General features: G+C 41.8%; 24 protein-coding genes. 13 read left to right on the forward strand and 11 right to left on the reverse strand.

The genetic code is table 11. From position 1 onward, the window contains the following. Window positions 1–57: 57 nt before the first annotated feature. Together waaA and ED652_RS20180 are read right to left on the reverse strand one after the other, a co-directional pair. Window positions 58–1,314, reverse strand: coding sequence for a lipid IV(A) 3-deoxy-D-manno-octulosonic acid transferase (gene waaA, locus ED652_RS20175; protein ID WP_122055958.1), 1,257 nt, complete (start codon window positions 1,312–1,314; stop codon window positions 58–60). Continuing rightward, window positions 1,298–2,641 (reverse strand): O-antigen ligase, encoded by a 1,344-nt coding sequence (locus tag ED652_RS20180; protein WP_122055959.1) that lies wholly within the window; start codon window positions 2,639–2,641, stop codon window positions 1,298–1,300. Before ED652_RS20180 ends, waaA begins: the two co-directional genes overlap by 17 nt. 144 nt (window positions 2,642–2,785) lie before the next feature. On the opposite strand from ED652_RS20180, the gene ED652_RS20185 reads away from it, so the two are divergent. From ED652_RS20185 to ED652_RS20200, 4 genes are read left to right on the forward strand one after another with little or no spacing between them, the layout of a single operon-like run. Next, window positions 2,786–3,166, forward strand: a complete 381-nt coding sequence (locus ED652_RS20185) for a capsular biosynthesis protein (RefSeq protein WP_122055960.1) — start codon at window positions 2,786–2,788, stop codon at window positions 3,164–3,166. After that, entirely contained in the window at window positions 3,157–4,737 is a 1,581-nt protein-coding gene (locus ED652_RS20190; protein ID WP_122055961.1) for a capsular biosynthesis protein, read from the forward strand. Before ED652_RS20185 ends, ED652_RS20190 begins: the two co-directional genes overlap by 10 nt. A 2-nt stretch (window positions 4,738–4,739) precedes the next feature. Further along, window positions 4,740–5,462 (forward strand): glycosyltransferase family 2 protein, encoded by a 723-nt coding sequence (locus ED652_RS20195; RefSeq protein ID WP_122055962.1) that lies wholly within the window; start codon window positions 4,740–4,742, stop codon window positions 5,460–5,462. Window positions 5,463–5,467: 5 nt separating this feature from the next. Further along, entirely contained in the window at window positions 5,468–6,403 is a 936-nt protein-coding gene (locus ED652_RS20200) for a WavE lipopolysaccharide synthesis family protein (RefSeq protein WP_122055963.1), read from the forward strand. Between the two features lie 13 nt (window positions 6,404–6,416). Here ED652_RS20200 and waaF read toward each other — a convergent pair whose 3' ends face one another. The 4 genes from waaF to rfaD form a co-directional block, all read right to left on the reverse strand. Then, on the reverse strand, window positions 6,417–7,442 hold the full coding sequence (gene waaF / locus ED652_RS20205) for a lipopolysaccharide heptosyltransferase II (RefSeq protein WP_122055964.1): 1,026 nt from the start codon (window positions 7,440–7,442) through the stop codon (window positions 6,417–6,419). After that, window positions 7,439–8,161, reverse strand: coding sequence for a glycosyltransferase family 25 protein (locus ED652_RS20210; protein ID WP_122055965.1), 723 nt, complete (start codon window positions 8,159–8,161; stop codon window positions 7,439–7,441). The genes waaF and ED652_RS20210 overlap by 4 nt, the downstream gene beginning before the upstream one ends. Next, on the reverse strand, window positions 8,161–9,144 hold the full coding sequence (lpxM, locus tag ED652_RS20215; protein ID WP_122055966.1) for a lauroyl-Kdo(2)-lipid IV(A) myristoyltransferase: 984 nt from the start codon (window positions 9,142–9,144) through the stop codon (window positions 8,161–8,163). Before lpxM ends, ED652_RS20210 begins: the two co-directional genes overlap by 1 nt. 176 nt (window positions 9,145–9,320) lie before the next feature. Continuing rightward, window positions 9,321–10,262 carry an ADP-glyceromanno-heptose 6-epimerase gene (rfaD, locus tag ED652_RS20220; RefSeq protein WP_122055967.1) on the reverse strand — a complete coding sequence of 314 codons (942 nt, stop codon included), beginning with the start codon at window positions 10,260–10,262 and terminating at the stop codon, window positions 9,321–9,323. A 152-nt stretch (window positions 10,263–10,414) separates the two neighbouring features. On the opposite strand from rfaD, the gene ED652_RS20225 reads away from it, so the two are divergent. Further along, the gene (locus ED652_RS20225; protein ID WP_122055968.1) at window positions 10,415–11,578 is read left to right on the forward strand and encodes a nucleotide sugar dehydrogenase; all 1,164 of its coding nucleotides are present in this window, start codon (window positions 10,415–10,417) and stop codon (window positions 11,576–11,578) included. A gap of 108 nt (window positions 11,579–11,686) precedes the next feature. Then, complete coding sequence (locus tag ED652_RS20230; RefSeq protein ID WP_122055969.1) at window positions 11,687–12,325, forward strand: TetR/AcrR family transcriptional regulator; 639 nt, start codon at window positions 11,687–11,689, stop codon at window positions 12,323–12,325. Window positions 12,326–12,387: 62 nt separating this feature from the next. Here the strand turns inward: ED652_RS20230 and ED652_RS20235 are convergent, their stop codons facing one another. The 5 genes from ED652_RS20235 to ED652_RS20255 form a co-directional block, all read right to left on the reverse strand. After that, on the reverse strand, window positions 12,388–13,539 hold the full coding sequence (locus tag ED652_RS20235) for a murein hydrolase activator EnvC (protein ID WP_122055970.1): 1,152 nt from the start codon (window positions 13,537–13,539) through the stop codon (window positions 12,388–12,390). Between the two features lie 277 nt (window positions 13,540–13,816). After that, the gene (cysE, locus tag ED652_RS20240) at window positions 13,817–14,638 is read right to left on the reverse strand and encodes a serine O-acetyltransferase (protein WP_009847961.1); all 822 of its coding nucleotides are present in this window, start codon (window positions 14,636–14,638) and stop codon (window positions 13,817–13,819) included. A 47-nt stretch (window positions 14,639–14,685) separates the two neighbouring features. Beyond that, the gene (gene gpsA, locus ED652_RS20245) at window positions 14,686–15,768 is read right to left on the reverse strand and encodes an NAD(P)H-dependent glycerol-3-phosphate dehydrogenase (protein ID WP_122055971.1); all 1,083 of its coding nucleotides are present in this window, start codon (window positions 15,766–15,768) and stop codon (window positions 14,686–14,688) included. Window positions 15,769–16,093: 325 nt separating this feature from the next. Next, a complete protein-coding gene (gene secB / locus ED652_RS20250; protein WP_004733234.1) occupies window positions 16,094–16,570 on the reverse strand; it encodes a protein-export chaperone SecB in 477 nt (158 codons plus the stop codon). Window positions 16,571–16,669: 99 nt separating this feature from the next. Further along, window positions 16,670–17,104: a rhodanese-like domain-containing protein gene (locus ED652_RS20255; RefSeq protein ID WP_016786319.1), complete on the reverse strand. Its 435-nt coding sequence runs from the start codon at window positions 17,102–17,104 to the stop codon at window positions 16,670–16,672. A 250-nt stretch (window positions 17,105–17,354) separates the two neighbouring features. On the opposite strand from ED652_RS20255, the gene ED652_RS20260 reads away from it, so the two are divergent. The 7 genes from ED652_RS20260 to ED652_RS20290 all read left to right on the forward strand — a co-directional run bounded on the left by ED652_RS20260 (window position 17,355) and on the right by ED652_RS20290 (window position 26,136). Next, entirely contained in the window at window positions 17,355–17,570 is a 216-nt protein-coding gene (locus ED652_RS20260) for a hypothetical protein (RefSeq protein WP_122055972.1), read from the forward strand. A 101-nt stretch (window positions 17,571–17,671) separates the two neighbouring features. Beyond that, on the forward strand, window positions 17,672–18,373 hold the full coding sequence (locus ED652_RS20265) for a YjbF family lipoprotein (protein WP_122055973.1): 702 nt from the start codon (window positions 17,672–17,674) through the stop codon (window positions 18,371–18,373). A 17-nt stretch (window positions 18,374–18,390) separates the two neighbouring features. Then, window positions 18,391–19,284, forward strand: coding sequence for a capsule biosynthesis GfcC family protein (locus ED652_RS20270; protein WP_122055974.1), 894 nt, complete (start codon window positions 18,391–18,393; stop codon window positions 19,282–19,284). Next, on the forward strand, window positions 19,284–21,557 hold the full coding sequence (locus ED652_RS20275) for a YjbH domain-containing protein (RefSeq protein ID WP_122055975.1): 2,274 nt from the start codon (window positions 19,284–19,286) through the stop codon (window positions 21,555–21,557). Before ED652_RS20270 ends, ED652_RS20275 begins: the two co-directional genes overlap by 1 nt. Window positions 21,558–22,180: 623 nt before the next feature. Further along, window positions 22,181–23,317: a polysaccharide export protein gene (locus ED652_RS20280; RefSeq protein ID WP_122055976.1), complete on the forward strand. Its 1,137-nt coding sequence runs from the start codon at window positions 22,181–22,183 to the stop codon at window positions 23,315–23,317. A gap of 83 nt (window positions 23,318–23,400) precedes the next feature. Beyond that, window positions 23,401–23,841, forward strand: coding sequence for a low molecular weight phosphotyrosine protein phosphatase (locus tag ED652_RS20285; RefSeq protein WP_122055977.1), 441 nt, complete (start codon window positions 23,401–23,403; stop codon window positions 23,839–23,841). 123 nt (window positions 23,842–23,964) lie between these two features. Then, window positions 23,965–26,136 carry a polysaccharide biosynthesis tyrosine autokinase gene (locus ED652_RS20290; RefSeq protein ID WP_122055978.1) on the forward strand — a complete coding sequence of 724 codons (2,172 nt, stop codon included), beginning with the start codon at window positions 23,965–23,967 and terminating at the stop codon, window positions 26,134–26,136. Window positions 26,137–26,174: the final 38 nt, after the last annotated feature.

Here is a 26,174-nt window from a genome sequence, read left to right on the forward strand (position 1 = left end):
TTATAACTCTTTACCATGCTGTTCAAAAAACACTCACGAAAGATCAACACGCCCTAGTTAACTGAGAATTATTTTTAAAGTTTTTGTTACAGAGCCAGAGTTTTCTTCGATGAACTTTTTTGCATACTTCCCTAATTCTTGAGCTTGTTCCGGATGAATAAGCAGGTGCTCTAATCGTTGTGTGAGTTCATCTGATGAATGGACTACCTCGGTTGCCCCCAATTTGATTAGTTTTTTAGTTATGTCTGAAAAGTTATAGTAGCTTGGACCGGTGAGTGAGGGTTTAGCTAACGCTGCGGGCTCAAGTAGATTATGTCCTCCGACTTTACTCCCCAGAAAACTGCCTCCCATAAAGCAAATATCAGATGCCCCTATAAGAGTTAACATTTCCCCCATGGTATCCCCAAGATAAACCTGCGTGTCCTCGGTAACTGACTGACTCGAAGTTCGTTTAACAGTGTAAAAACTTAAGTTTTTACACAATTCGAATACTGAATTGAAACGTTCAGGGTGGCGAGGGACTAAAACGAGTAGAGCATTAGGTAACGTACGCAGGAGAGAGCGGTGTGCATCTAAGATGGTTTCATCCTCTCCTTTATGCGTACTCGCCGCAACCCAAACTGGACGTTGACCAAATTCGCTTCGCAACTCCATTCCTAATCGTTGAGTTTTTTCCGAAATGTCGATATCAAATTTTATAGAGCCAGTCACATACACCTTATCTTTTGCGATACCTAGATTTATAAATCTCTCTGCATCTTCTCTATACTGGCAACAAACGTGGGAAAGGTGCTTAGAAAGCAGGTTAAATATAGGCTGAACCTTTCTGTAACCACGGTACGATTTTTCGGAGAGTCGAGCATTTAAAACTGTTATCGGGACTCCAAAGTTTGCAACTGTATTTAGAGTGTTAGGCCAAAGCTCCGTTTCCATTATGAGCATTTTTTCCGGTCGAATGGACTTTAAAAATCGTCGTACCGCGAAATTAAAATCAATTGGCATATATCTGTGTTCGACTAGGTTCCCCAGTTTTTCTACTTGCTCAGCCCCGGTGGTAGTAGTTGTTGTTACAAGTATCGGTTGACCTGGGTTATGAGCTTTTATAGCTTTAATTATTGGTGCTGCAGCTATCACTTCACCAACAGAAACTGCGTGAATCCATATGGGAGATTGCTGGGTGTTTAATGGCGGAGTGCAACCAAAATGTTCTTTCCACCGAGAGCCTATGCTTGGTTTTCCTTCTTTCTTGGAGTATAGAGACCAAAGAAGTAAGGGTGAAATAAGGAATAGCAACATGCTATATAATAGTTTCATTTCTTTCTTTATCTAGTTGTTGGGTAAAGTAAAAAGTATAAATAGTACCAAACATTATATTATGAACTAACAATCCAGTACTAGAGAAAAAATAAGATTCAAAATTATTCACTACAAACCAATATATTAGGAAAATCAAAGCAATCAACTTAATCTCATTGAACTTTCCTTTAGGTGTAAGTTGGGAGGTCGACTTCAACAACCAGTAGAACATGAATAAGATAGTAAAAAGCCCTAATAATCCATATGATAAAGTCACCTCTATAAAAGAATTATGTAAGTGAAAAATTTTATTCTTTATGTTTCTTGGAATTCGCTTTGAGAGTTTGATTACATCATCGCGCACATCTTGGTCACTTCCTAATATTGGCCTTTCTTTGATCCAACCAATCGCTTCATACCAAATGTTGATACGAATCCCTGAACTATTGTAAGGTACTTTATCTATATTTCCAGATAATAGTGCTTGATATGTGTTATTTTCACGCGATGTTCTTTTTTCTAAACCGTCCAATACTTTGGTGTTATTAATAGTAAATAGAAGGATGATAAGCACCATGGTTAATGGTGCCATTATTTTTAGAGATAGTCTGTTTCTTTGCGATAAAATGAAAATGATAGGACCAAAAACTCCGGAAGTGATAATGCCTAAGAATACTTGCCTAGTTTGGGTTGCGAAAATGACAAAAATAAAAAATGAGTTAAATAATAAAAGAAAAGTTATAATTATAATGTTTTTTTTCTTTTTTTTGAATAGTGAAATATATGAAATCTTAACAATGAAGTAACTTAACAGTAAAAAAGCAATACCGGACCAAAGAGCTGGATGCTGAGCATTGTTCACATTAAAGTCGATGCGTCTCCCATTTGCACCTTGTACTAAATCTTGAATGAAATGGGGGGAGTGAATATAAAAGCTTAATATAAATCCAACTAACATCGTAGCCCATAAAATATAAACAGATTTTATATTACCTTTTAACCAATAAGCGATGAAAATAAAAAAAAATAGATTCGCCAAATTCCCAAAATCAGGGGTTGGTTGTGCTAGTTGAGGGAGTTGAATTGTTGCGTTAATCCAGCTAAGTATCTGTAAAACCAGGGCCCATAATAGGCAGAGTAACATTTTATCTTTAAAAATATGTCTTCTTTCCAAGTAAATAGCTATCACTGTGCCTACAACAAAAGTTGTTTGGAACACATCACCATATACTCGTGATGCACTTTTTAGTAATGCATAACCTACGAGGCAAAAAAGCATCAAGGTTGAGAAGTTTTTAGAATGTATAATTGATGCTAATTTTGAATCAATACTGCTCAAATTCATGTATGGAGCCACTAAAATGGGTAAGATACGTTAAATGCGAAGATCTTATCACATGAATAGAAACAAAAGTAGGGTGTAGTGTACAGGAAAAGTCTCATCGATTAGAATGGAAGCTAACCTAAAATTTATGTCTCAGAGGCGAAAATGAAAAAACTTGTTGTGGACTTAGACAGTACAATTACCTTAGGGGATACATCTGATTATCGTAATGTTTCTCCTAACGTAGAGGTAATTAAGCAACTTGCTCTTTATCAAGAACAAGGTTTCTCCATTGCTATTTTTACAGCAAGAAACATGCGCACCTATGAAGGGAATGTTGGACTCATCAATGTACACACCTTACCAATTATATCTGAGTGGTTGGACACACACTCTGTCCCTTATGATGAGATAATAGTAGGTAAACCTTGGTGTGGTAAGGAAGGGTTTTATATTGATGATCGTGCCGTGCGCCCATCTGAATTTGCTTCGATGTCATTTGACGAGATAACAGTGCTACTCGATAAGGAAAAACCATGTTCTTGATTATGTCGTCTGCTTATGTAGATCAAGCACTAAAATCAGAATTTGGCGCCTTACCTCCGAGCATGTTGCCGTTAGGCAATCGTCGTTTGTTTCAGCATCAAGTTGCTTGCGCTCCAAAGGGTGTTGATATTTTTTTAACATTACCGGAAGATTACAATCTCAGTAAGGCCGATCTAAATTGGCTTGAGTTACACCAGGTTGTTGTTGTTCGTACACCCGCGAATATATCGCTTGGCTCGGCCGTGGTTGCAGCCTTGAATTTAATTGATCAAAAAATCAATTGTGACTTACATATCTTATTTGGTGACACATTAATTCCACGCTTACCAATGGGTACAGACCTCGTTTCGGTGGCTGAAAGTCGTGATAATTATGATTGGGCAAGAGTAAGTCCCCATAGTACGGTTTTTTTGATTGAAGAATCATCACCAGTTCTTGAGGTTCAACAAGTGGTGTGTGGCTATTTTTGTTTTAGCAAACCTAAAGAGCTTGTTAGATCATTGACACGAAATCATTGGGATTTCATTCAAGGGGTGAATGATTACAATCGATATACTAAATTGACTCTGTTAGAAAGTGATGGCTGGTTGGATTTTGGTCATATTAATACCTATTACCGCTCTAAAGCTAACTTTACTACTCAACGCGCATTTAATTCGTTGACTATTACTCCCGAGTGGATAGAAAAAAGTAGCCAGAAACAAGACAAGATTAAAGCAGAGGCCAATTGGTTTGAAAATATACCTTATTCTATGCGTGGCTATATTCCTCAATACCTAGGCGGACTTTTAACTAAAGATAGACACTTTAGCTATCGCTTAGAATACTTGCATTACACGGCACTGAACGAATTATTTGTTTTTGGTGAATTACCGAGCAATATTTGGCGTCAAATCTTAGACAGTTGTTTAGACTTTATTGATCAAGAGAAATCTGAATTGTCTGGGAAAAACCAAGACATGCTAAATGAACTTTTCTGTGTGAAGACAGAACAAAGAGTTAAAGAATACTGTGCAGTGAACAGTATTAATTTAAATGAAGTCTGGAATTATAATAAGCAATTCAAAGCAACAATCTCTGATCTTATTCAAACAAGTCAAGATAACTTACCATCAGACCAAAAAACATCGACGGTAATGCATGGTGACTTCTGTTTTAGTAACATATTGTACGACTTTAGGACTGCTCGAATCAAAGTTATTGACCCACGTGGTATCTCTCCATCTGGAGAGGTCTCTATTTATGGTGACTACCTTTATGATGTTGCGAAACTTAGTCACTCGATCTTGGGCATGTATGATTGGATCATTGCAGGCAACTACACAGTAGAACTTGGTGGGAGAGATATTGAATTTTATATCAATGATTTGAGTAAGCATAGTTCAATGCAAGAGACATTTTTTTCACTTGTTAATCAACGTTATGGTCTTAGCGCTAAACAACTTTACGCAATGCAGATCCAGCTTTTCTTATCTATGTTACCTTTACATGCAGATGATGAAATTCGACAAAAAGCCTTATTTGCAAATTCATTTCGTATTTATCAGTTAATGATTAAAGAAGATTTATAATTATGATCGTAATTCCAATGGCAGGTCTCAGTTCACGTTTTTTTAAAGCGGGCTATACGCAGCCGAAATATATGCTAGATGCACATGGTAAATCGTTATTTGCTCATGCAGTATTGAGCTTTAAAGCTTACTTTGAATCAGAAGTGTTTGTCTTTATTTTGAGAGACGTATATGAGAGCGCTTATTTTGTAGAGCAAGAGTGTGAGATTCTCGGTATCAAAGATTTTAAAATCGTTATTTTGGATCAAGAAACTAGAGGTCAAGCGGAGACTGTTGCATTAGGGTTAGAAAAAGCTGAAGTAAATAAAGAAGTGTCATTGACAGTTTTTAATATCGATACTTTTAGGCCTAATTTTACGTTCCCTCAACTTGATCTATTAGGCGAAGGGTATTTAGAAGTGTTCCGTGGTTCTGGTGATAACTGGTCATTCGCCAAGCCAGAATCGAAAACTAGCACTAGAGTTGTTCTAACTACTGAAAAGTTGCCCGTTTCTGATTTATGTAGCACGGGGTTGTATTACTTCAAAAATTGCTATGATTTTTTGTTTGCTTATCATAAATATATTGAAAAACCTGTTTCTGAATGGGAAAAAGGCGAGTTATATATTGCCCCACTTTATAATGAGCTTATTGCAAGTAATAAAGAAGTTCACTACCACTTGATAAATAGAGAGGATGTGATTTTCTGTGGCGTTCCAAGTGAATACGATGAATTTAGAAAATAAGTATCATGAGTAATAAGATCAATAGTGAAGATATTTCAATTGTGGTTCAAGGGCAGTTGTTTTTTACTGAAAAAAAATCAACTTTAGATGTGTTGCGATCTATAAATAAGCACTATCCTTTTGCAGAAGTCATTTTGTCAACATGGCGTGGTAGCACCATTCCACTGGAGTATAAATCCTTATGCGACCATATTATATTAAGCGATGATCCTGGTGATGGTACATACGGGAAAGTACCTTTAAACATCAATCGTCAAATTATCAGCTCAAAATCAGGGGTAGCAAAAGCCAGTCGAAAATATGTAATTAAGAGTCGAACTGATTTGATTTTCACTTCTAACTCTCTATCTCATTTTTTAAACCTAAATTTGCAACGAGATCCAGATTTCAGCTTAGGTCAGAACCATATATGCGTTGCCGATTTCTCAACGCGTTCTCATATCTCTGGATTGAAAGTTCCGTTTTGGGTCTGTGACTTCGTATATGCAGGAAGAAGAGAAGATGTAAGCAAGATATTCGATGTGAATCTATATGATAAGAATGACTTTGAATATTATTTGACACATCTTAAGCCTGATTATATGTATCGTCAAAGTGATGTATTTAGATATACCCCTGAAACTTATTTTGCTTATACCTACCTGAGTCAAGGTCGTGACATACCATTTGAAAATAGTTATGACAATAATTCAATTGCGATGGAGTTGTACCATAAACTACTAATTAATAACTTTATAGTGTTAGGGGAGGAGCAACTTGGCATTACGTCTTTGAAGTATCATTTACCTATCCACCCGCCTAGGAAAATAATGACCTACCCTAAGTGGGTGTCGTTGTATTGCCAAGAACACAAAAGTGAGTTACCTAAATGTTCTATGATTCAAAATATCAATCAATACTTAAAGTACAAATTGAATAAGTATAGAAAAATAATTAGGTAATATAATTATTTATTTAGATAAGCACTTTTAATACTTGGTTTGGTTTTAAGTCTTTTAGACATTTTGAGTGCCCTAATGGACATTCACGTTCAAAGCAGGGGCGACATTCAATATTAGTGCTTATTATATCAACTTGTTTTGCTAATGGTGGTGTATATTTGGGTGAAGTAGAGCCGTATACCCCAACAACATGACAACCCACTGCTGCCGCGACGTGCATTAACCCGGAATCATTACTAACCACTGATTTACAAGCAGCCAATAAGTCAACGACTTCAATTAAGCTCGTTTTCCCAGCAAGGTCAAAGACGTACTGCTGATTGCTATGTTCAACTAAAGACTTAATACTTTGGGTAGTTTCTTTATCTTTTGCAGAGCCAAACAACCACACTTGCTGGCCTTGGTTGATCATCTCGTTCGCTACCTGAGCGTAATGTGCAACAGGCCATTGCTTGGATGGGCCAAATTCTGCCCCAGGACATAAGCCGATAACAGATCTTTCTTGTGACAATAAATATTTTTCTAAGGTTTGTTGTTGGGCTGTGATATCAATAGCCAGTTTGGGGTGAGGAAGGTTTTCTAACCCACCTAGAGAGCTAGAACCAATCATATCTGTTTTGGGGTGGGCAAGTGCTACGTAACGCTCAACCATATACTGAAAGTTTTTTTTATTTGGGCGCAAGTCGTTGAGCAGACCGTAACGCATTTCACCTTTCCAGCCAGTGCGTTTTGGAATACCTGCGAACCAAGGGATTAATGCAGATTTTGCTGAGTTAGGGCAAATGTAGGCGTGCGTATAATTATGATCTTTTAACTGTCTACCTAGTTGGTGGCGTTTAAATAAATTAAACTCTCCGTGGCCTAGTGGCATTTCAATTGCTTGATGGACTTGTGGCATACGGTCTAAAATCGGCTTACACCACCCAGGAGCAATGACATCGATTTGACAATCTGGGTACAGCTCTTTCAGTGTTATATATAAGGACTGTGACATAACCATGTCACCCACCCATGATGGGCCAATTACAAGAATTTTCATGCTTTATTCTTCCAATATAAAAACTTTAAGGTTGACTCATAAGCCCTGAATAATTCAGCATAGATTTTGTTGAATAACGTCATATTTGACTTATCTTTTCTTTTTACACCAATTGTTGATGTTATTTGAGCTCTGGTAAAAAGATCTGGCGCAATGCTGTATGCTTGAACTTTATGTCTCCAAGGCTTCTCCATGTAATCATCAACTGGTTCAATGAAGCTCTTTGCATTTTCCACAAACTTCGATGCGCTGGATGGTGAAATAATGTACGCCGTCGTACCACAAGTCCCAGCGGCGTAACCACCTAGTGAATAACCCGCCTCTAAAGTGGTAATTCTGTGGAAGGTTCTTTTATGTGTTGCAGATAATTTTATATATTTGTACTTCTCAATTAAAGGATAGATGTTTTCGAGTACTTGTTTTAGCCCTTTAACGGGGTCAACATTGTCTTCAAGAACAACTATAGGTTCATTGAGATAAATACAATGTAACCAAAGTTCATAATGGCTAGCAAAACAGGCTATCTCGCTTGTTTTCAGCTGATAACCTTTTCTTAATTGAGTGATACTTGGATGTTTTTTTTCCGAATGACGAAATTCGGGAATTGACCCATCAATAGCATCGAAAAATGTAAACTCGACACTCTCTTGATTTAACTTGTTTTCAATTCGTTTACGACGCTCGATAGAGCGAGCTAAACTCACGACAAAAATCTTCATTATACTTTCCAGTCACTGTCATAGCGTGGTTTAAACAAATTATAGAAATTCGTTCCATCTTGCTGTGTATAGAGAAGCTGGAGAATCCACATATATTGTTCAGGCTTAGGTTCTACAAATGTTTCAATAGCTTGATTCATTGCCCTAGCATCTGCTTGATCTTCTCTTTGTAGTTCAAGGGCAGGTAAGATTTCTAATGAATACTTTCCTGTTTCAGGATCGATGGATGCGAAAAGCGGAACTATCTTAGCTCTAGATAACTTCGCCAATTTACTTAGCCCTGGCAAGGTAGCTTTCGTTGTATCAAAAAACCTAACGAATTCACTAAGCTCAGCACCATGGTCTTGATCTGGTAAGTAATACCCCAAGTATCCATCTTTGACAGACTTGATAAATGGTTTTATTCCTCCTGAACGTTCATAAACACGGCCGCCGTATTGAACTCTTTGACGATGCATAAGCCAATCAGATACTGGGTTCTTTTGCTTTTTTGCCATTGCAGAGACAGGGAGACCCATTGAAGCAAGCATTACAGCGGGAATATCAATAGCCCATGAGTGTGGGACTAATAATATGACATTTTCACCGTTATCAATGTGCTTGGTTAGGTTTTCTTTCCCAACGAATTCACACTGCTTCTGTAACCAAGATTTTGATTTTAAGGTAAGTAAGCTAAAGCGAAGTACAAATACGCTAGCAGTGTATAGTGTCTTATAAATTAATTGCTCTCGCTCTTGAAAACTGAGATTCGGAAAGCATAGCTCAAAATTTACCCGAGCCCTATGAGCTGGGCCCTTTTGCGATTTAGCTAGTTTTAAAGCAATAATATTTGCTAACCACTGATGAAAACGTAATGGAAGTATGGCTACTGGGAGTGCAAATATAACTGCTAACCATGTTCCCCATAACTTAGGAGCGAGGAAGGCCCATCGAAAGCTAGGGTTGTAAGCTTTTGAATCAAAGTCATCGCGTTGATTTGTCATTTAAAATCACTAACCTTAAAAGTTACTTAGCTTTTCTATACCACTTTATATTTATCGTATTCGATGGAGATATAGAGTATTTTGCTTGCAGCAATAATCTAATTTTTGCCTTGCCTAGTAACACATTAGGAGGGTAAGGGAGTGTTGTACCCCCACCCTCTACGTTTAATGTGATGTTACTTATTTACAATTTGCATGTATTGAGCAACGCCTTGCGCTACGGTTTTAAATACCACATCACAGCCTGCTGCTCGAAGTTTTGTAAGATCAGCTTGAGTAAACTCTTGGTAAGCGCCTTTTAAATGCTCAGGGAAAGGAATGGTTTCGATTTCACCTTTACCGTGGTGCTTAATTACCGCTTTGGCAACTTCGTTAAAAGACTCTGCGTTACCAGTACCTAGGTTGAAAATACCTGAGACACCATTTTCTAAGAACCATAGGTTTACTGCTGCAACATCGCCGACATACACAAAATCACGCTGGAATGTTTCGCTACCTGCGAACAGTTTCGGATTCTCACCGGCATTCATTTGATTGTTTAGGTGGAAAGCAACAGAGGCCATGCTGCCTTTGTGATCTTCACGTGGACCGTAAACATTGAAGTAACGGAAACCAGTAATTTGAGGTAACGCCTCATTATGCGCTACAGCATCCGCAGTTAGGCGGCGAACATAGTTATCAAATTGTTGTTTAGAGTAACCGTAGACATTTAATGCGCCTTCATACTCTTTTTCTTCGATAAAAGTTTCTGTCTCACCATAAGTTGCAGCTGAAGAGGCATATAGGAAGGGGATTTCACGCTCAATACAGTAATGCAGTAACTCTTTTGAGTACTCATAATTGTTAAGCATCATGTATTTACCATCCCACTCGGTCGTTGCAGAACAAGCACCCTCATGGAAAATAGCTTCAATAGGGCCGAAATCATCGCCAGCCATAACTTGAGTTAGGAAGTCGTCGCGATCCATGTAGTCAGTGATGTCTAGGTCTACAAGGTTCTTGAACTTTTTACCGTTCTTGAGGTTGTCGACAACTAGAATATCGTTGTGGCCTGCGTCATTGAGTGCTTTCACAATATTGCTGCCGATCATGCCAGCACCACCAGTTACGATAATCATATTTTTCCTACTCTTTTGAATACAAAACTTTGGTGAGTATAGCAAGGAATGACAAAGACGGGCTAGTGGAATAATTCCTTAAGCGGAGTATGATATGAGCAGATTAGTCTTAGGTAAGTGCGCAGTAAGCACTCGAAATTATAGGTATTATAATGAAAATTGCAGTTGCGGGTACCGGTTATGTAGGTTTATCCAATGCGATGTTGTTAGCGCAGAATCATGATGTTGTTGCAGTTGATATCGTCGAAGAAAAGGTATCAATGTTGAACAACAAGCAATCGCCAATCATGGATGTAGAGATTGAAGAGTTTTTGGCTAATCGTGCTTTGAGTTTTCAAGCCACAACCGATAAGCAAGCGTATCAAGATGCGGATTTCGTTATTATCGCTACGCCAACCGACTATGACCCTAAAACGAACTACTTTAATACCAGTTCTGTAGAGTCGGTGATTCGTGACGTAATGATGGTTAACCCGAATGCCGTTATGGTGATCAAATCAACGGTACCTGTTGGTTATACTGAGCGCGTTAAGCAAGATTTGAACTGTGAAAACATTATGTTCTCGCCAGAATTTTTACGTGAAGGCAAAGCCCTGTACGATAACCTGCACCCATCACGGATCATTGTTGGTGAGTGTTCTGAGCGAGCTAAAGTGTTTGCAAACCTTCTTGTTGAAGGCGCAGAAAAAGAGAATATCGACGTACTATTTACTCACTCCACAGAAGCGGAAGCAGTAAAGCTCTTCTCAAATACCTACCTGGCGATGCGTGTTTCTTATTTCAATGAGCTCGATTCTTACGCGGAAGCGCATGGCTTAGATTCTCGTCAGATCATCGAAGGTGTGGGTTTAGATCCTCGAATTGGCAATCATTACAACAATCCTTCATTTGGTTACGGTGGTTACTGCTTACCTAAAGACACCAAACAGCTATTAGCTAACTATCAAGATGTACCAAACAACATTGTCGGTGCCATCGTTGATGCTAACCGCACCCGAAAAGATTTTATTGCGGATTCTATTATCAAGCGATCTCCTATGATTGTTGGCATCTATCGATTGATAATGAAAGCCGGTTCGGACAACTTCCGTGCTTCTTCGATTCAAGGCATCATGAAGCGTTTGAAAGCTAAAGGTATTGAAGTGGTCGTATTCGAACCGGTGTTAGAAGAAGAGCACTTCTTTAACTCGAAGGTTTATTCTGACCTAGAAGAGTTTAAAGCCGTATCAGATGTGATTGTATCCAACAGAATGGTAGAAGAGATCGCAGACGTTGCAGATAAGGTTTACACACGAGACCTCTTTGGCAGTGATTGATCTGGTTTTATTTTAGCTAATGCTAATTCGACCAGATGTTATCAGCTCGATCTATCCGCTTAGTGGCGATATACTGAACCACTAAACGGATAGGGATACTAGTAACTAATGAAAACACGTGACAAGATTGTTTACGCTGCTCTAGAGCTTTTTAATGAGCATGGCGAGCGCAGTATTACGACCAATCATATTGCTGAGCATATCGAGATTAGCCCTGGTAACCTCTACTACCACTTCCGTAATAAACAAGAAATTGTCCGTGATATCTTCACTCTCTATTCAGTAGAGTTGCTTGAAAGGTTCACGCCGATTCAAGGCCAACAAGAAAGCCTGACGCTACTAAAGACCTACTTAGATTCTATCTTCACACTGATGTGGAAGTACCGATTCTTCTATGCGAATCTGCCTGAAATATTGTCACGTGATGAACAACTCCACCTTGATTACATGGCTGTGCAAGAAAGATTGCAAACCAACCTTGTCGATATCATGAGAGCCTTCGTTGAGTTGAACTTGCTTAAAGCAACGGATGCGGAAATGAAGTCGATGGTTACGTCGCTTCACTTGATCGCATCGGGTTGGTTGGCTTATCAATCTGCGATGTCTCCAAAAGCTCAAATTACTGAGCAAGTTGTACATCAAGGAATGCTACAGATGATCGCGACGGTTAAACCGATTGCAACAGCACAGGGCTTTGAACAGCTGACACTGTTGGAAGATGGTGTAAGGGCTTTGAACTCTAAATAGAAAGAGACGAGTAAGCGAGAGACGGGCAACGAAGAACGATACTCGAATCCCGTATCTGCTCTTTATCGAACTAACCAACTCTTTGGATTCTGAGCTTGGCTGTTTCTGCGAATTTCAAAGTACAGTGATGGGCGAGTTTGGCCGCCAGTGTCACCTGCAAGCGCAATCGCTTCACCCGCTTTAACTTTGTCACCTTCTTTCTTTAAAAGTGCTTGGTTAAAGCCATAGAGCGTCATATCGCCTTTACCGTGGTCAAGTAGCACCACTAAGCCATAACCACGTAGATACTCTGCAAAAACCACCGTGCCTGAATAAACAGACTTAACTTGCTGGCCGTACTTAGCTTTGATTACCATGCCTTTCCAGTTAATTTGACCCGTTTGGCGTGAGCCGTAGTTATGTAGAACTTTATCTTTGATTGGCCAAGGCAGCTTGCCTTTACGTTTGGCTAACCCATCCATAGGGATTGCATTACGTCTTTCTCGAGCCGCTTTCTCTGCTTTCGCTATTTCAGCTTTTAGGCGAGTTTCATTTCGTTGAAGCTCCGCCAAGTAATTCTTATCACCCGAAATGTTCTTTTTAATACTGCCAACGGTTTTCTTACGCTGCGTTTGAGTCTGAGATAACTTATCGCGCTTGGTGGTTTGCTGTTTTAACAATGTTGCTATCTGTTCTTGCTCAAGTTGACGCTGTTTATGGCTTTCTTCTAATTCAAGTTGCGTCTGTTCAATCGTTTTGATTATTGCGGAGCGCGCTTTGGCAAGGTGTTGGTAGTAGTGACTGATGCGATCTTCTTCCACACCAGTATTGAGGATGTGAGAAGACGCTTTAGCTCGACTTGTCATGTAGTAAGTCTGAATCAGTTGCTCTAACTTATCGGTATGGATTTTTTTCTGTGCTGTGAGTGCTTTAATCTTGGTGTCTAAGTTAGCAATATTAGCATTAGCGGTATTGAGTTGCTTTTTACTGTCTAGAATCGCCTTTTCAAGCGAAACAATGGATAGCTCTTGTTTCTTGAGGTTTGCTTGCAAGCTATCGAGTTTTTTCTGCTGTGAGGAAAGGTTTTTTTGTTGGCGAGATATTTCGCTCGATACGCCTTTCAGTTCTCCCTGAGAGGCGGCAAATGACGATGTAGATAACAGAGCAGCGCAAAGGCTGGCAGATATCAGAAGAGTCCGGCTAATGGCTCGAATTTGTTTCATCATTATCGTCATTTAGTTGTATTCATCTGCTCTTAATTTTTAGAATTTTGCTGAATCGAATTCCGAACCTGCTTTTAAGCTCTTCGCATCTCGGTTACTCGTATCCCGAATCTGCTTTTAAGCTCTTCGTATCTCGGTTACTCGCGTCCCGAATCTGCTTTTAAGCTCTTCGTATCTCGGTTACTCGCGTCCCGAATCTGCTTTTAAGCTCTTCGTATCTCGGTTACTCGAATCCCGAATCTGCTTTTAAGCTCTTCGCATCTCGGTTACTCGCATCCCGTATCTGCTCTTAAATCCCATCACCATGGATGAAGTTTTGTGAGCGACCGTTGAAGCCTTGATCCATATCCAAAGATGGCTTGTCGGTTTTCGGTTTTCCTACAATTTTTGCAGGAACTCCAGCGACAGTCGTATGAGGTGGTACGGCTTGCAGAACCACAGAGCAAGAGCCAATCTTCGCGCCTTCACCCACTTCAATATTACCGAGAATTTTAGCGCCGGCACCAATCATTACACCTTCGCGGATCTTAGGGTGACGATCGCCACCTTCTTTACCCGTACCACCTAAGGTAACGTCTTGAAGGATAGAGACATCATTTTCAACGACGGCAGTTTCACCAATCACAATGCCTGTAGCGTGGTCGAGCATGATAGCTTTACCGATACGAGCCGCCGGGTGAATATCCACTTGGCAAGCAACTGAAATTTGGTTCTGTAGGTAAGTGGCAAGTGCGATACGGCCTTGCTTCCACAACCAGTTAGCCACTCGGTAGCCTTGCAGAGCGTGGTAGCCTTTTAGATAAAGCAGAGGCATCGAGTACATCTCGACTGCAGGGTCTCGATTTACTGTCGCGCAAATATCACAAGCTGCCGCATCAATAATCGATTGGTCCTGTTTGAATGCTTGTTCAACCACTTCACGCACTGCCATTGCTGGCATTGAAGCTGTTTTTAGCTTGTTTGCTAGGATGTAGCTAAGGGCTGCGCCTAAACTTTCGTGGTTGATAATGGTGGCATGGTAAAAACTCGCAAGCATAGGTTCTTGCTCTGACTGCTGTCGAGCTTCCTTCACAATGCATTGCCAAACTTTTTGCTGTTCACAGTGTTTCATTTTTCCATCCATTTTATCTATTTCATTCCACGACTTAATAAGCGATGTTATCGCTCGGACTTCTTGTCTCGAGCAAGCAGATCTTGCGCCGCCAGGTGTGCATCTTTCCCTTGATACAACACTTGATAAATTTGTTCAACAATTGGCATCTCAACGCCCATGCGTTCTGATAATAACCAAACTTCTTTGGTGTTGCGATAACCTTCAACGACTTGGCCAATTTCTTCTTGTGCGGTATCGACATCTTTGCCTGCGCCAAGTGCCAGACCAAAGCGACGGTTACGTGATTGGTTATCAGTACAGGTGAGTACTAGGTCGCCTAATCCTGCCATGCCCATAAAGGTTTCTGGTTGCGCGCCAAGAGCTGCACCTAAGCGGCTCATTTCCGCTAAGCCGCGAGTGATTAGTGCGGTACGAGCATTAGCACCAAAGCCAATACCATCCGACATGCCTGCGCCAATTGCGATAACATTCTTCACTGCGCCGCCAAGCTGCATACCAATGAAATCTGAGTTTGCATACACGCGGAATGTTTTGCCGCAATGAATCTTCTCTTGCAGCTCTTCCAGGAAAACTTCATCAGGTGAAGCGACAGAGATAGCCGTTGGCATACCCATCGCTAACTCTTTGGCAAAAGTAGGGCCTGATAGAACCGCTAACGAGTAGCCATCACCAAGCACATCGTGAGCGACATCTTTAAGTAGGCGGCCTGTTTCTGGCTCTAAGCCTTTGGTCGCCCAGCAGATACGAGAGCTCTCTGTTAAGTGAGGCTTAAGGCTATTTAAAACGATACCAAACACGTGGCTTGGAACGACAACCAAAACGTCTCGGCTTGAAGTCACGGCTTTTTCTATATCTGACTCAATAATTAAGCTGTCTGGGAAAGCGATATTGGGTAGAAACTCATTGTTCGCACGCTCAGATTCAAGGCGAGCCATATGAACAGGGTCATGTCCCCAAAGAACAACATTGGCACCGTTACGCGCTAGAGAGATCGCTAAAGATGTCCCATAAGAACCTGCGCCTATCACTGTCATGGCGATGTCTTTACCGTAAGCGCTGTCTTTAGCGTAAGCGCTATCTTTACCGTAAGCGGCTTTCGCGTGAGTCGGGCGAGTTGTTTCTGTCATGCTTCCACCTAAAAATAATGAGGGAAATCGAGGAGTTCGGGAGAAACTCTTTACTAAGCAGAAAAAGAGTTCTACTAAGAAAAAAAGTGCTCTACTAAGAAGAAAAATCTCTCTATCAAAGTACAGTGTAAATAAAAAATGCACATCGCAGAAGCTGCGATGTGCATTTAAAAGCTAACTATTTAACGAAAACTAGCTATCTAATAAAAGCCCAGCTTCTTAAAAATAAGCGATTTGAGCATTAGTCAGAGTAGTTCTATTTCGAAACTTAAGCTCTACTTGAAAACCTAAGCTCTACTTGAAAACTTAAGCTCTACTTGAAAACTTAAGCTTGCTCGCCTTCAGTTTGTTCTGCTTGTTGAGCTTGGTTTTGTAGGTAGTTCATGAACAAAGCATCAAAGTTTACTGGCGCTAGGTTCAGTTGTGGGAACGTACCTTTAACCACTAGGCTAGAAATCGTTTCACGAGCGTATGGGAACAGGATGTTCGGGCAGAACGCACCTAGGCAATGAGCCAGTTGGCCAGCTTCCATTTCGCTTGCAGAGAAGATGCCGCCTTGTTGAACTTCACAAAGGAATGCAGTGTCTTCTGCGTTCTTAACCGTAACCGTTAGACGTAGGATTACTTCGTAAACGCCTTCGCCAAGTTCACGGCTTTGAGTGTCTAGGTCCAGTTTTACATCTGGGTTCCACTCTTTTTGAAACATGTCTGGAGAGTTTGGCGCTTCGAAAGAGACGTCTTTTAGGAAGATACGTTGGATTGCGAAGTTTTGTTGTGCGTCTTGTTGTGCTGCTTCAGCCATTTTCTTGTCCTTAAAAATTTTAAATTAGACTCTGTTCATTGTATTTATCGAACAGAGCCTGAAAGTTAGTTTATCGGTCAGCCGCTTCTTGCCTTTAACCTATTTCTTACCTTTAACCAAAGGTAAGTTAGCTTCGCTCCAAGCCACTAAGCCGCTTTTCAGTACGCTTACGTTTTCGAAACCTGCTTTAACCAGTAGGTTAGCGCTTTCTTGAGCAGTTTGACCTGTCTTGCATACTACGATGATTGGGTCTGCTTTGTGGCTTTCAAGGCTACCAAAGCTATTTGCTTTGATGTCTGACGGCAAAATGTGAACTGCGTCCGTAATATGGCCCTTTTTGAACTCATCTTTAGTACGAATATCAACCACAACGCCGTTTTCACGGTTAATCATGTGTGTGGTTTGCGCGGCCGTGATCTCTTTATAGGCTGCGTTTGATGTCTTGATAACGTTCGCAATGATGGCAACAACCAAGCCGATCCATACGATGGCTAAAATCATATTCTCTTGAACAAATGGAACTAACTCTTGCATATCTTGAACTCTTATTCGTTATTGGGCGAAAAACTATAGGTCAGGAGTATAGCGATAAAGGATAGGAGAATACAGAGGAAGCATAGGGTTGTGATGACGGGGGATATATAAAATGACTTCTGTCTACAAATTATGCATTTACTTGAACAAATTTATTCACTAATATTATCAATTGATTGTTTAAGCTGAACAATCGGTTGAGGACATTCTTAGCCTCAGCATATAAACGTTTATATTAATGGGAATCATTATGAAAAAAATGGCTTTAGCGGCAGCACTAGCTGTTAGCTTGTCTGGCGGTGTTTTTGCAGCAGCAGAAGGTGCAGCAGCAGGTGCTAGCGCATCAACAGCAGCAGCGGGTACAGCAACAACAGCAGCAGTAACAACTGCAGCAGTCGCAGTTGCCGCAGCAGTTGTTATTGCTTCTAACGACGGCGGCGCTACAACTACAACTACAACTAACTAATTTATAGTTGTAGCCTGTATAAAACCATTTTATGTGAAAGCATAAAATGGTTTTTTTATATCACTGTGTCCTAAATCGCCTCGCTAGGAAGCAAAATAATCATGATCAAACCGCTTATCGTATTTTTAGGGCTGCTAGTTACTGGTTGCTCACAACAGTTCCAAGATCTTAATTCCACATTCAATGAAGCTTTCTTTGGTGATGCCGACGTCAGTACCACGGCCGAATATATTCAAGATCTGCCTTACGCTAGTATCTATGCCGAAATTAACGACCAAGGTAAGATTTTTATGGTGTTGGCTTTTGTTGGTCAAAACCCTGTAACCGGGGCTGAACAACTCAAATGGATGTCATCAGACAAAGCCATGATCGTGACGGAAAATGGACGAGTGGTTCAAACCTTATTACTGCCTTATGAAAATCTATCTGGTTTAACCGTTAAACCGGCCAATGCATTAGTACCGAGTTTTGATTTGTCGGCAACGCCCAAGGCTCAAGAGTGGCAAGCCACTTACGATTGGCAACCAGATTACCGATTTGGATACAGTGCAAACATCGTTCGAACATATCTTAATGAAGAAACCGTACAAACCCCGATTGCGAACATTGCAACGCGCAAGTTTGTCGAGCAGGTCCGTTACCCAGCGCTAGGACAAGATATTGAGAATTTGTATTGGGTAAACAAAAAAGGACAGGTCGTCAAAACGGTTCAATACCTTGGCCCTGAGATGACCCGTTTAGAGCTGACCTTGCTAAAGCCTTATCAAACGAATAAGTCAAAGCCCGATCAAATTAAAGAATAAAGTGGTGAGTGAATAAAATGAATTATTTAAAAAAACTAGGGTACACAGCAGTACTTACGGTTTGTAGCGTTCTAGTGCCACCACTTGCCATGGCTCAAAGCCAAGCTCCAGTGCTTACGGTCGAGCTACCTATACAAGGTATCACGCTGCAATATTCGCAACCTACGCGCTTAGAGCAAGTATTAACGGACGCCAATGCGAATGGCGCGTTAGGGTACTTTCCGCTGTCTGCCCAGTTATTTGATCGGAATGCTCAACCGCAGATAGACAAGGTAAAACAACAGGTGTTGGATAAGCTCAAGCATTTTGCCTTACAAGAGCAACAAGCAACATCTGTGATTAAGCAGCTCGAATCTTTTGATTATCAAGCACGTTACTTTATTGAGTTAGACCAAAATGCAGTGATGTCTCAGGCAGATAAGAATCCCTTATTGGTTTCAAAAAAGCCAGCTGTTGCATCGAAACAGTCAGCTATGGCATCAAAACAACAAGCTACGGCGTCGAAACAGTCAGCTACGGCATTAAAAAAGCCAGCTTCGCAAGGGGTTAGCGCTAAATCAATGGAACAACAGCACTTTGAGTTATATCTAACCGCTCGCCCAACCTCTGTGAATGTAGTCGGCGCGGTAAAGCAAGCTCAGACGCTGCCTTTGGTTGAACACGCTCAGCTAGATAACTATTTAACGCGGTTGCCAAAAGGCCAGCTGCTAGATATTGCTGATAACAGCACGGCATTTGTCATCCAACCCGATGGGCAAGTGAATGAAATCAGTTATGCCTACTGGAACAGTAAGCCCGCTTATTTTGCTCCCGGTGCTATTATTTTTATCGCCTTTGATTCGCTCCCTTCTGAGTTTTCCACTTTGAATCAAGACATTGTCGAACTTCTACGTCATAAGGTTAATCTGTAATGTCGGCTACTCAATCATTTCCATTAACTCTGCTCGCAAGTTCGATTACAGGTGCCTTACTGGCTGTCAGCAGTTTTGCTGTTAGTGCGCAAGACTTTTCTGCCACCACGCAAGAGCAACCTTCTCAAGTCGAGGTTTCTGGCTTTAGTACGCCAACGCTAAAACACTCTCAATCGGACTTTGGGGGGGTGGGTTTAATGCAAATGCCTACCGCGCGTATGGCTCCAGAAGGCGAATTCAACCTAAGTGCATCGTTCAATAACGAATATTATTTTTATAACGTTAGCCTGCAATTGATGCCTTGGTTAGAAACCACCATTCGCTATACCCAAGTTCAGGATCTGCTTTATAGCGGTAATGGCAGCGCAGACTGCTCGCAAAACTCATTCAGTGGTTGTACTAAGTACACTGACAAAGGCATCGATTTTAAAGTTCGCTTAATGGAAGAAGGCTACTATTTGCCGGAGCTTTCTGTCGGAGTGCGTGACTTTGGTGGCACAGGGTTATTTGATGGCGAATTTGTCGCGGCGAGCAAGCGATTTGGCCCACTTGATGTCACGTTAGGCATGGGCTGGGGCTACATGGGCACCAGTGGTAATTTCACCAATCCATTCTGTAAAGCCAGTGACCGTTTTTGTGAACGACCGTCTGATGTCAAAGGCAACGGTGGCAGCGTTGATTTTGAGCGTTGGTTCAAAGGCGATGCGGCAATTTATGGTGGTTTAGAATATCAAACACCTTATAAGCCATTAACGCTTAAGCTTGAATACGACAGCAACGACTATTCACAAGATTTCCCAGTTATGCGTGGTGGTGTCGACATGACACAACATACGCCATGGAACGTGGGTGCTGTGTACCGTTTTACTGATTGGGCGACGGCAAAAGTCAGTTATGAGCGTGGTGATACCTTAACCATGGGCTTTGACTTAACCACCAACTTTAATCAAATAGCCTCCGTGTGGCGAGATACCGAAGCGGCAACTTTGCGACCAAGCGAAGCAAGCAGTATGGATGAGGTTGAACTGGTTAAGTTGACCCAAGAACTTGAGACCGTTGCGGGTTATGAGCAAGCGCAGATCTTGGTCGATGACAATACGCTGATTGTGAAAGGCGAGCAGGTGAAATATCGCAATCGAGAAGTTGCGCTGGAACGTGGGGCAACGGTTATTGCTAACCATGTCCCTGACTATATCGACACCTATAAGATTGTTGAAACTAGCAACGCAGGTGAGTTAAATCAAACCGCTATCGATGCCAATCAATTTAAGCAAGTCGCTACATACCAGTATTTGGACTCGGATATTCAAGACGCTGCACAGCCAAGTGATGTTGAATCGAAATCGGCGATCGCTTATTACGACGGCAGAGAACGTTTTGACGTGTCTGTCGCGCCTAACTTGGCGCAATCTTTTGGCTCAGCGGAAGATTTTTACCTCTATGCTCTAGGCTTATACACTAATGCGTCTTTCTGGGCGACCAACAACATTGAGCTGTCAGGTTCTTTGTATATCAACTTGATCGACAACTACGATAAGTTTAATTATGAAATTCCAACAGATGGCACAGCGCAAACGCCACGAGTGCGAACGCTTTTCCGTTCTTACGTTGACGAGCCTGTTCGTTTAGATCGCTTGCAGCTGACGTGGTTTGAAGACTATGGCAGCGGTATCTACACCCAAGCTTACGGTGGTTACCTAGAGAGCATGTTTGCGGGTGTTGGTGGTGAAGTACTTTACCGCCCATACAACAGCAACTGGGCAATCGGTGCCGACGCGACAGCCATCAGTCAGCGTGATCCAGAAAGTTGGTTTGGTACGTTTGATGAAGAACTGCAATACCATGAAAAAGATCAGGCTTACTACAAGGTGATTGATAAAGGCACCACCGGATTTGTTACCGGCTACTACATGCCGCAGTGGGATTTCTTAAGTGAGACTTTATTTAAAGTTGGTGTGGGTAAGTTCTTAGCGGGAGATATTGGTACTCGTATCGATTTCTCTAAGCAGTTCAAGAGCGGTGTTATCGCTGGTGCGTTTGTTAGCTTAACCGACATGACCACCGAAGAATACGGTGAAGGCAGCTACACCAAAGGCTTTTACGTATCAATTCCATTCGATCTAATCACGGTTAAGCCGAGCTCAAGCCGTTCACAATTCACATGGCAACCGCTGACTCGTGATGGTGGACAAGTCTTGAATAAGCAATACAACTTGTTCGACCAAACCGACGCTCGCTCACCTTGGTTCCAAAGACCAAGTAGCGTGAAGTAGAGCGGAAAGAGCAGTGTCGAGATGCGGGTAATCGAGTAGCGAAGAGCGAGAAAAGATAGATTCGGGTAACGAGTAGCGAGATACGAAGAGCAGGGAAAGAGCGGTATCGAATAATCGAGATTTGAACCTGCTCTTATCTCTTCGTTTACTCGTATCTGCCCTTAGGCTTTTCGCATCTCGTTTACTCGAATCCCGCATCTGCTCTTAAGCTCTTCGTATCTCGTTTACTCGTATCTCTATACTGCTCTTCAGAATCCCGTATCTGCTCTTTAACCATTCAACTAGGTTGATAATAAGCATAAATTGTGGATAATGTTCACGAATTAAACTAACCGTGTGCAGTGGTATTTTTTGCGACGTTTAGTTGCTCAGTTAGTTAGATAGCCCTGTTCAATTTTAAGCGTCTTTTGGGGCCAGCTAAGTGAGTAAATCAAGTAAGTTACGCAGTGTGATGTCGCGGATTATCAAAGGGCGGTAGCATTTTCCCCACTTATTTAAATGGGAGTCATATCTTGCTACTTCCCCCGAACTCCCTCTTGTGTAACTGATGAAATCAAAATACCTCTATTCTTTGGATGTCCTTTTAGGCGCCAGACACATTCCGTTTCTATGAATTGGTAAACATGAAGATTAATAAAAATCGCCTCCTTTTAGCGCTCCTTCCTGCTTTACTGGCAGGGTGTACTACTCCAGGGACTCACCTTTCTACCGACAATAAGAATGTGATTCTTCCTTCTGAAGAACAGCAAGAATCTGACATTTCTGATGTGGTTAATCTTTACCCATTGACGGCTCAGTCAGTATCGAGTTATCAAACTAACGTTTTGTCGGTTTCACAAGCCAACCCTGAGCTTGATATTGATATCGCAAAATATGAATACCAAGTGGGTATCGGTGATATCTTAAACATTACCATTTGGGATCACCCTGAACTGACGATTCCTGCCGGTTCTTACCGTAGCAGCACAGAAGCAGGCAACTGGGTTCATGCTGATGGCACAATCTTCTACCCGTATATTGGTACCGTTGAAGTGGCGGGAAAAACCGTTCGCGAAGTTCGTATTGATATTGCTACTCGGTTAGCAAAGTTCATCGAAAGCCCTCAGGTTGATGTTAACGTCGCGGCTTTCCGATCTAAGAAAACTTATATTACAGGTGAAGTGTCTCAACCTGGCCAGCAAGCAATCACCAATATCCCTTTAACGTTACTCGATGCAGTGAACCGTTCTGGTGGTTTGTCTGAAGACGCCGATTGGCGAAACGTTTCACTAACGCGTAATGGCGTTGAAGAAACCCTGTCTTTGTATGGCTTGATGCAACGTGGTGACCTTACGCAAAACCGCTTACTGCAGGCGGGTGATATTGTTCACGTACCTCGTAACGACAATCAGAAAGTATTTGTGATGGGTGAGGTCAATGAGCCTAAACTATTAAAAATTGATCGTGTCGGCATGAGCTTAACAGAAGCACTCAGTAACGTAGGTGGTATCAACCAACTTTCAGCCGATGCAACAGGTGTGTTTGTGATTCGCACTTCTGATGATAAGTCAGAGCGTATGGCCGATATCTACCAACTCAATATGGAAGATGCTTCAGCATTGGTGATTGGCACTGAATTTGATTTAAAACCTTACGATATTGTTTATGTAACGGCAGCACCTATTAGTCGTTGGAACCGTGTGATTGGACAATTGGTTCCGACCATTTCAGGCTTCAATGAATTAACCGAAGGTGTGTTACGTATCCGCAATTGGCCTTAGGCTAAGATAGAGCAACCATCAGGTCACATTTATGTGTGACCTGATTTTTATGTTTATGAGCCCATTACAGTTAGAAGTCAGTTATGTTTAATAAAATTTTAGTCGTCTGCGTGGGTAATATTTGCCGTTCCCCGACAGGAGAGCGCGCTCTTCAAAAGTTGCTTCCCAACACAGAAGTGGCTTCTGCTGGTATTGCTGTCGAAAAAAGTCGTTTAATTGGTAAGCCAGCAGACGAGACGGCGATTTTAATCGCCGCAGAAAACGGGGTGGATGTTGAAAACCATCAGTCTCAACAAGTGACGCCACAGCTTTGTGCCCAGTATGATTTGATATTGGTGATGGAGAAGGGCCATATGGAGGCGCTCACTCAAATATCACCGGAAGCGCGTGGTAAAACCATGTTGTTTGGTCAGTGGATTGGCCAAAAAGACATTCCCGACCCGCACCGTCAAAGCCGTGAAGCGTTTGAATATGCTTACAAATTGATTGATGAAGCCGCGCAAGCTTGGGCGAAAAAACTGTAATTAAGCGTTAACTATAGCCCGTTAAGCTATGGTGAATTGCCATTAATAGAATTATATAAGAGAGAAGTATATAAGCCGTATTTAACTTCTCTTCAAAATACTAGTTTAGGAAGTAGTAATCTGATGACAACACAACCATCTCAGCAATCACACACAGATAACTCTGATGAGATAGATCTAGGGAAACTACTTGGTATCTTATTAGATGCTAAATGGTTAATCATGCTGACCACATTCGTTTTTGCTGTGTTTGGTATTGCGTTTGCTCTGCTTTCAACGCCGATATACAAAGCGGATGCACTGATTCAAATTGAAGAGAAGAGCTCTGGCGGTATTTCATCGATGGTCGGCGATATGGGTGACATGTTCTCTCAGGAGTCTTCTGCCACGACGGAAGTGGAGATCATCAAATCTCGTATGATCTTGGGCGAAACGGTCGATAAATTCAATTTAACCACCGTAACCGCACCGAGTTATACACCGATTGTCGGTAAAGGGTTCGCTCGCCTAACGGGCGATATCAACCACATCGCAGTGAGTCGTTTTACCTTTCCAAGCTACGCGAATGGTTACGCACACACCATTCAGATTATCGATGCCGAGCAGGGCACTTACCAACTGGTTCGTGACGATGAACATGTTATCTTAAAAGGTAAAGTGGGTGAACTAGCCACAGCAGATGACTACAGCATGTTTGTGGCAGGTTTTGAATCGCATAACGATTTTGAATTCTCGATTGGCAAGCGAAGCCGCTTGGCAGCGATCGAATGGCTGAAAGCTTCTTTATCTCTGTCTGAGCAAGGTAAGCAGACCGGTATTTTAAAGTTAAGCTTTGAAGGTGAAAACAAACAGCAGATTTCTGAAATCCTTAATCATATTAGCCAGATCTACTTCTTACAGAACGTGAAGCGTAATTCAGCGGAAGCAGAGAAGAGCCTAGAGTTCTTAGAGAGCCACCTTCCAGGAATTAAATCTGAGCTAACCGGCTATGAAGATGTACTGAACAATTACCGCCAAAAGAACGAATCGATCGACTTAGGCTTAGAAGCACAATCAACCCTAAAGGTAATGGTCGAGCTTGAAGCGCAATTGAATGAGCTAACGTTTAAAGAGAGTGAAATTAGCCAACGCTTTACTAAAGATCACCCAGCATACAAAGCTCTGCTTGATAAACGTAAAACGCTATTGGGTGAGAAAGAGCGCCTAAACAAGCAAGTACAAAAACTGCCGAAAACACAACGTGAAGTACTGCGCATGACACGTGATGTTGAAGTAAACCAACAAATCTACATCCAGCTTTTAAACAAGGTTCAAGAGCTGAGCATTATTAAAGCGGGTACGGTTGGTAACGTTCGTATATTAGATGACGCTCAGGCCTATGCTGGTGCTGTTAAACCGAAGAAGCCGCTGATTGTTGTATTGGCGACGCTACTGGGTGGCATGCTAAGTGTGGCGTTTGTATTAGTGAAAGCGGCGTTCCACCGCGGTGTTGAAAACCCAGACCAAATTGAACAAATTGGCTTGCCGGTTTACGCTGCGGTACCAAAATCCGATTTACAGATTGAGTTAACCAACCGCTTTAAGTCAAAGAAACAGAAGACTAAAGGGACCCAAGCACTGCTTGCCGAATCTAACCCTGCTGACCTTTCGGTTGAAGCGCTGCGTGGCCTTCGTACCAGTTTGCACTTTGCGATGTTAGAAGCGAAAAACAACATTTTGATGATCTCTGGCCCTGCGCCGGGCATCGGAAAATCATTCATCTCTACCAACTTTGCTGCAGTAGCCGCAAAAACAGGTCAAAAGGTATTGTTGATTGATGCGGATATGCGTAAAGGTTATCTACAACAAAGCTTTGGTGTTAACTGGGACAACGGCCTTTCTGATGTATTAAGTAGCAAGGCAGAATTCGCTCAGTCAGTGAAGTCGACCCCAGTTGAAAACCTAGAAATCATTACCCGCGGCCAAGTACCACCAAACCCATCTGAGCTGCTGATGCACCCGCGCTTTGCAGAGTTAATGGAATGGGCATCTAAAGAGTATGACTTGGTGATTGTCGATACCCCACCAATACTGGCGGTAACCGACCCAAGTATTGTTGGCGCCTTTGCTGGCACCACATTAATGGTTGCGCGTTACGGCCAAAACACCGTAAAAGAGATCGACGTTGCTCGTAACCGTTTTGAACAATCCGGTATCGAAGTGAAAGGAGTTATCTTCAACGCCATCGAGAAGAAAGCATCAAGCTCGTACGGCTACGGTTACTACAACTATACGTATTCGAGCGACAAGAAGTAAAGAAAGCAGATACGGGATTCGAGTAATCGGGTAACGAA

The sequence above is a fragment of the Vibrio sp. Evd11 genome (genome assembly GCF_900382755.1).
Classification (GTDB): domain Bacteria; phylum Pseudomonadota; class Gammaproteobacteria; order Enterobacterales; family Vibrionaceae; genus Vibrio; species Vibrio lentus.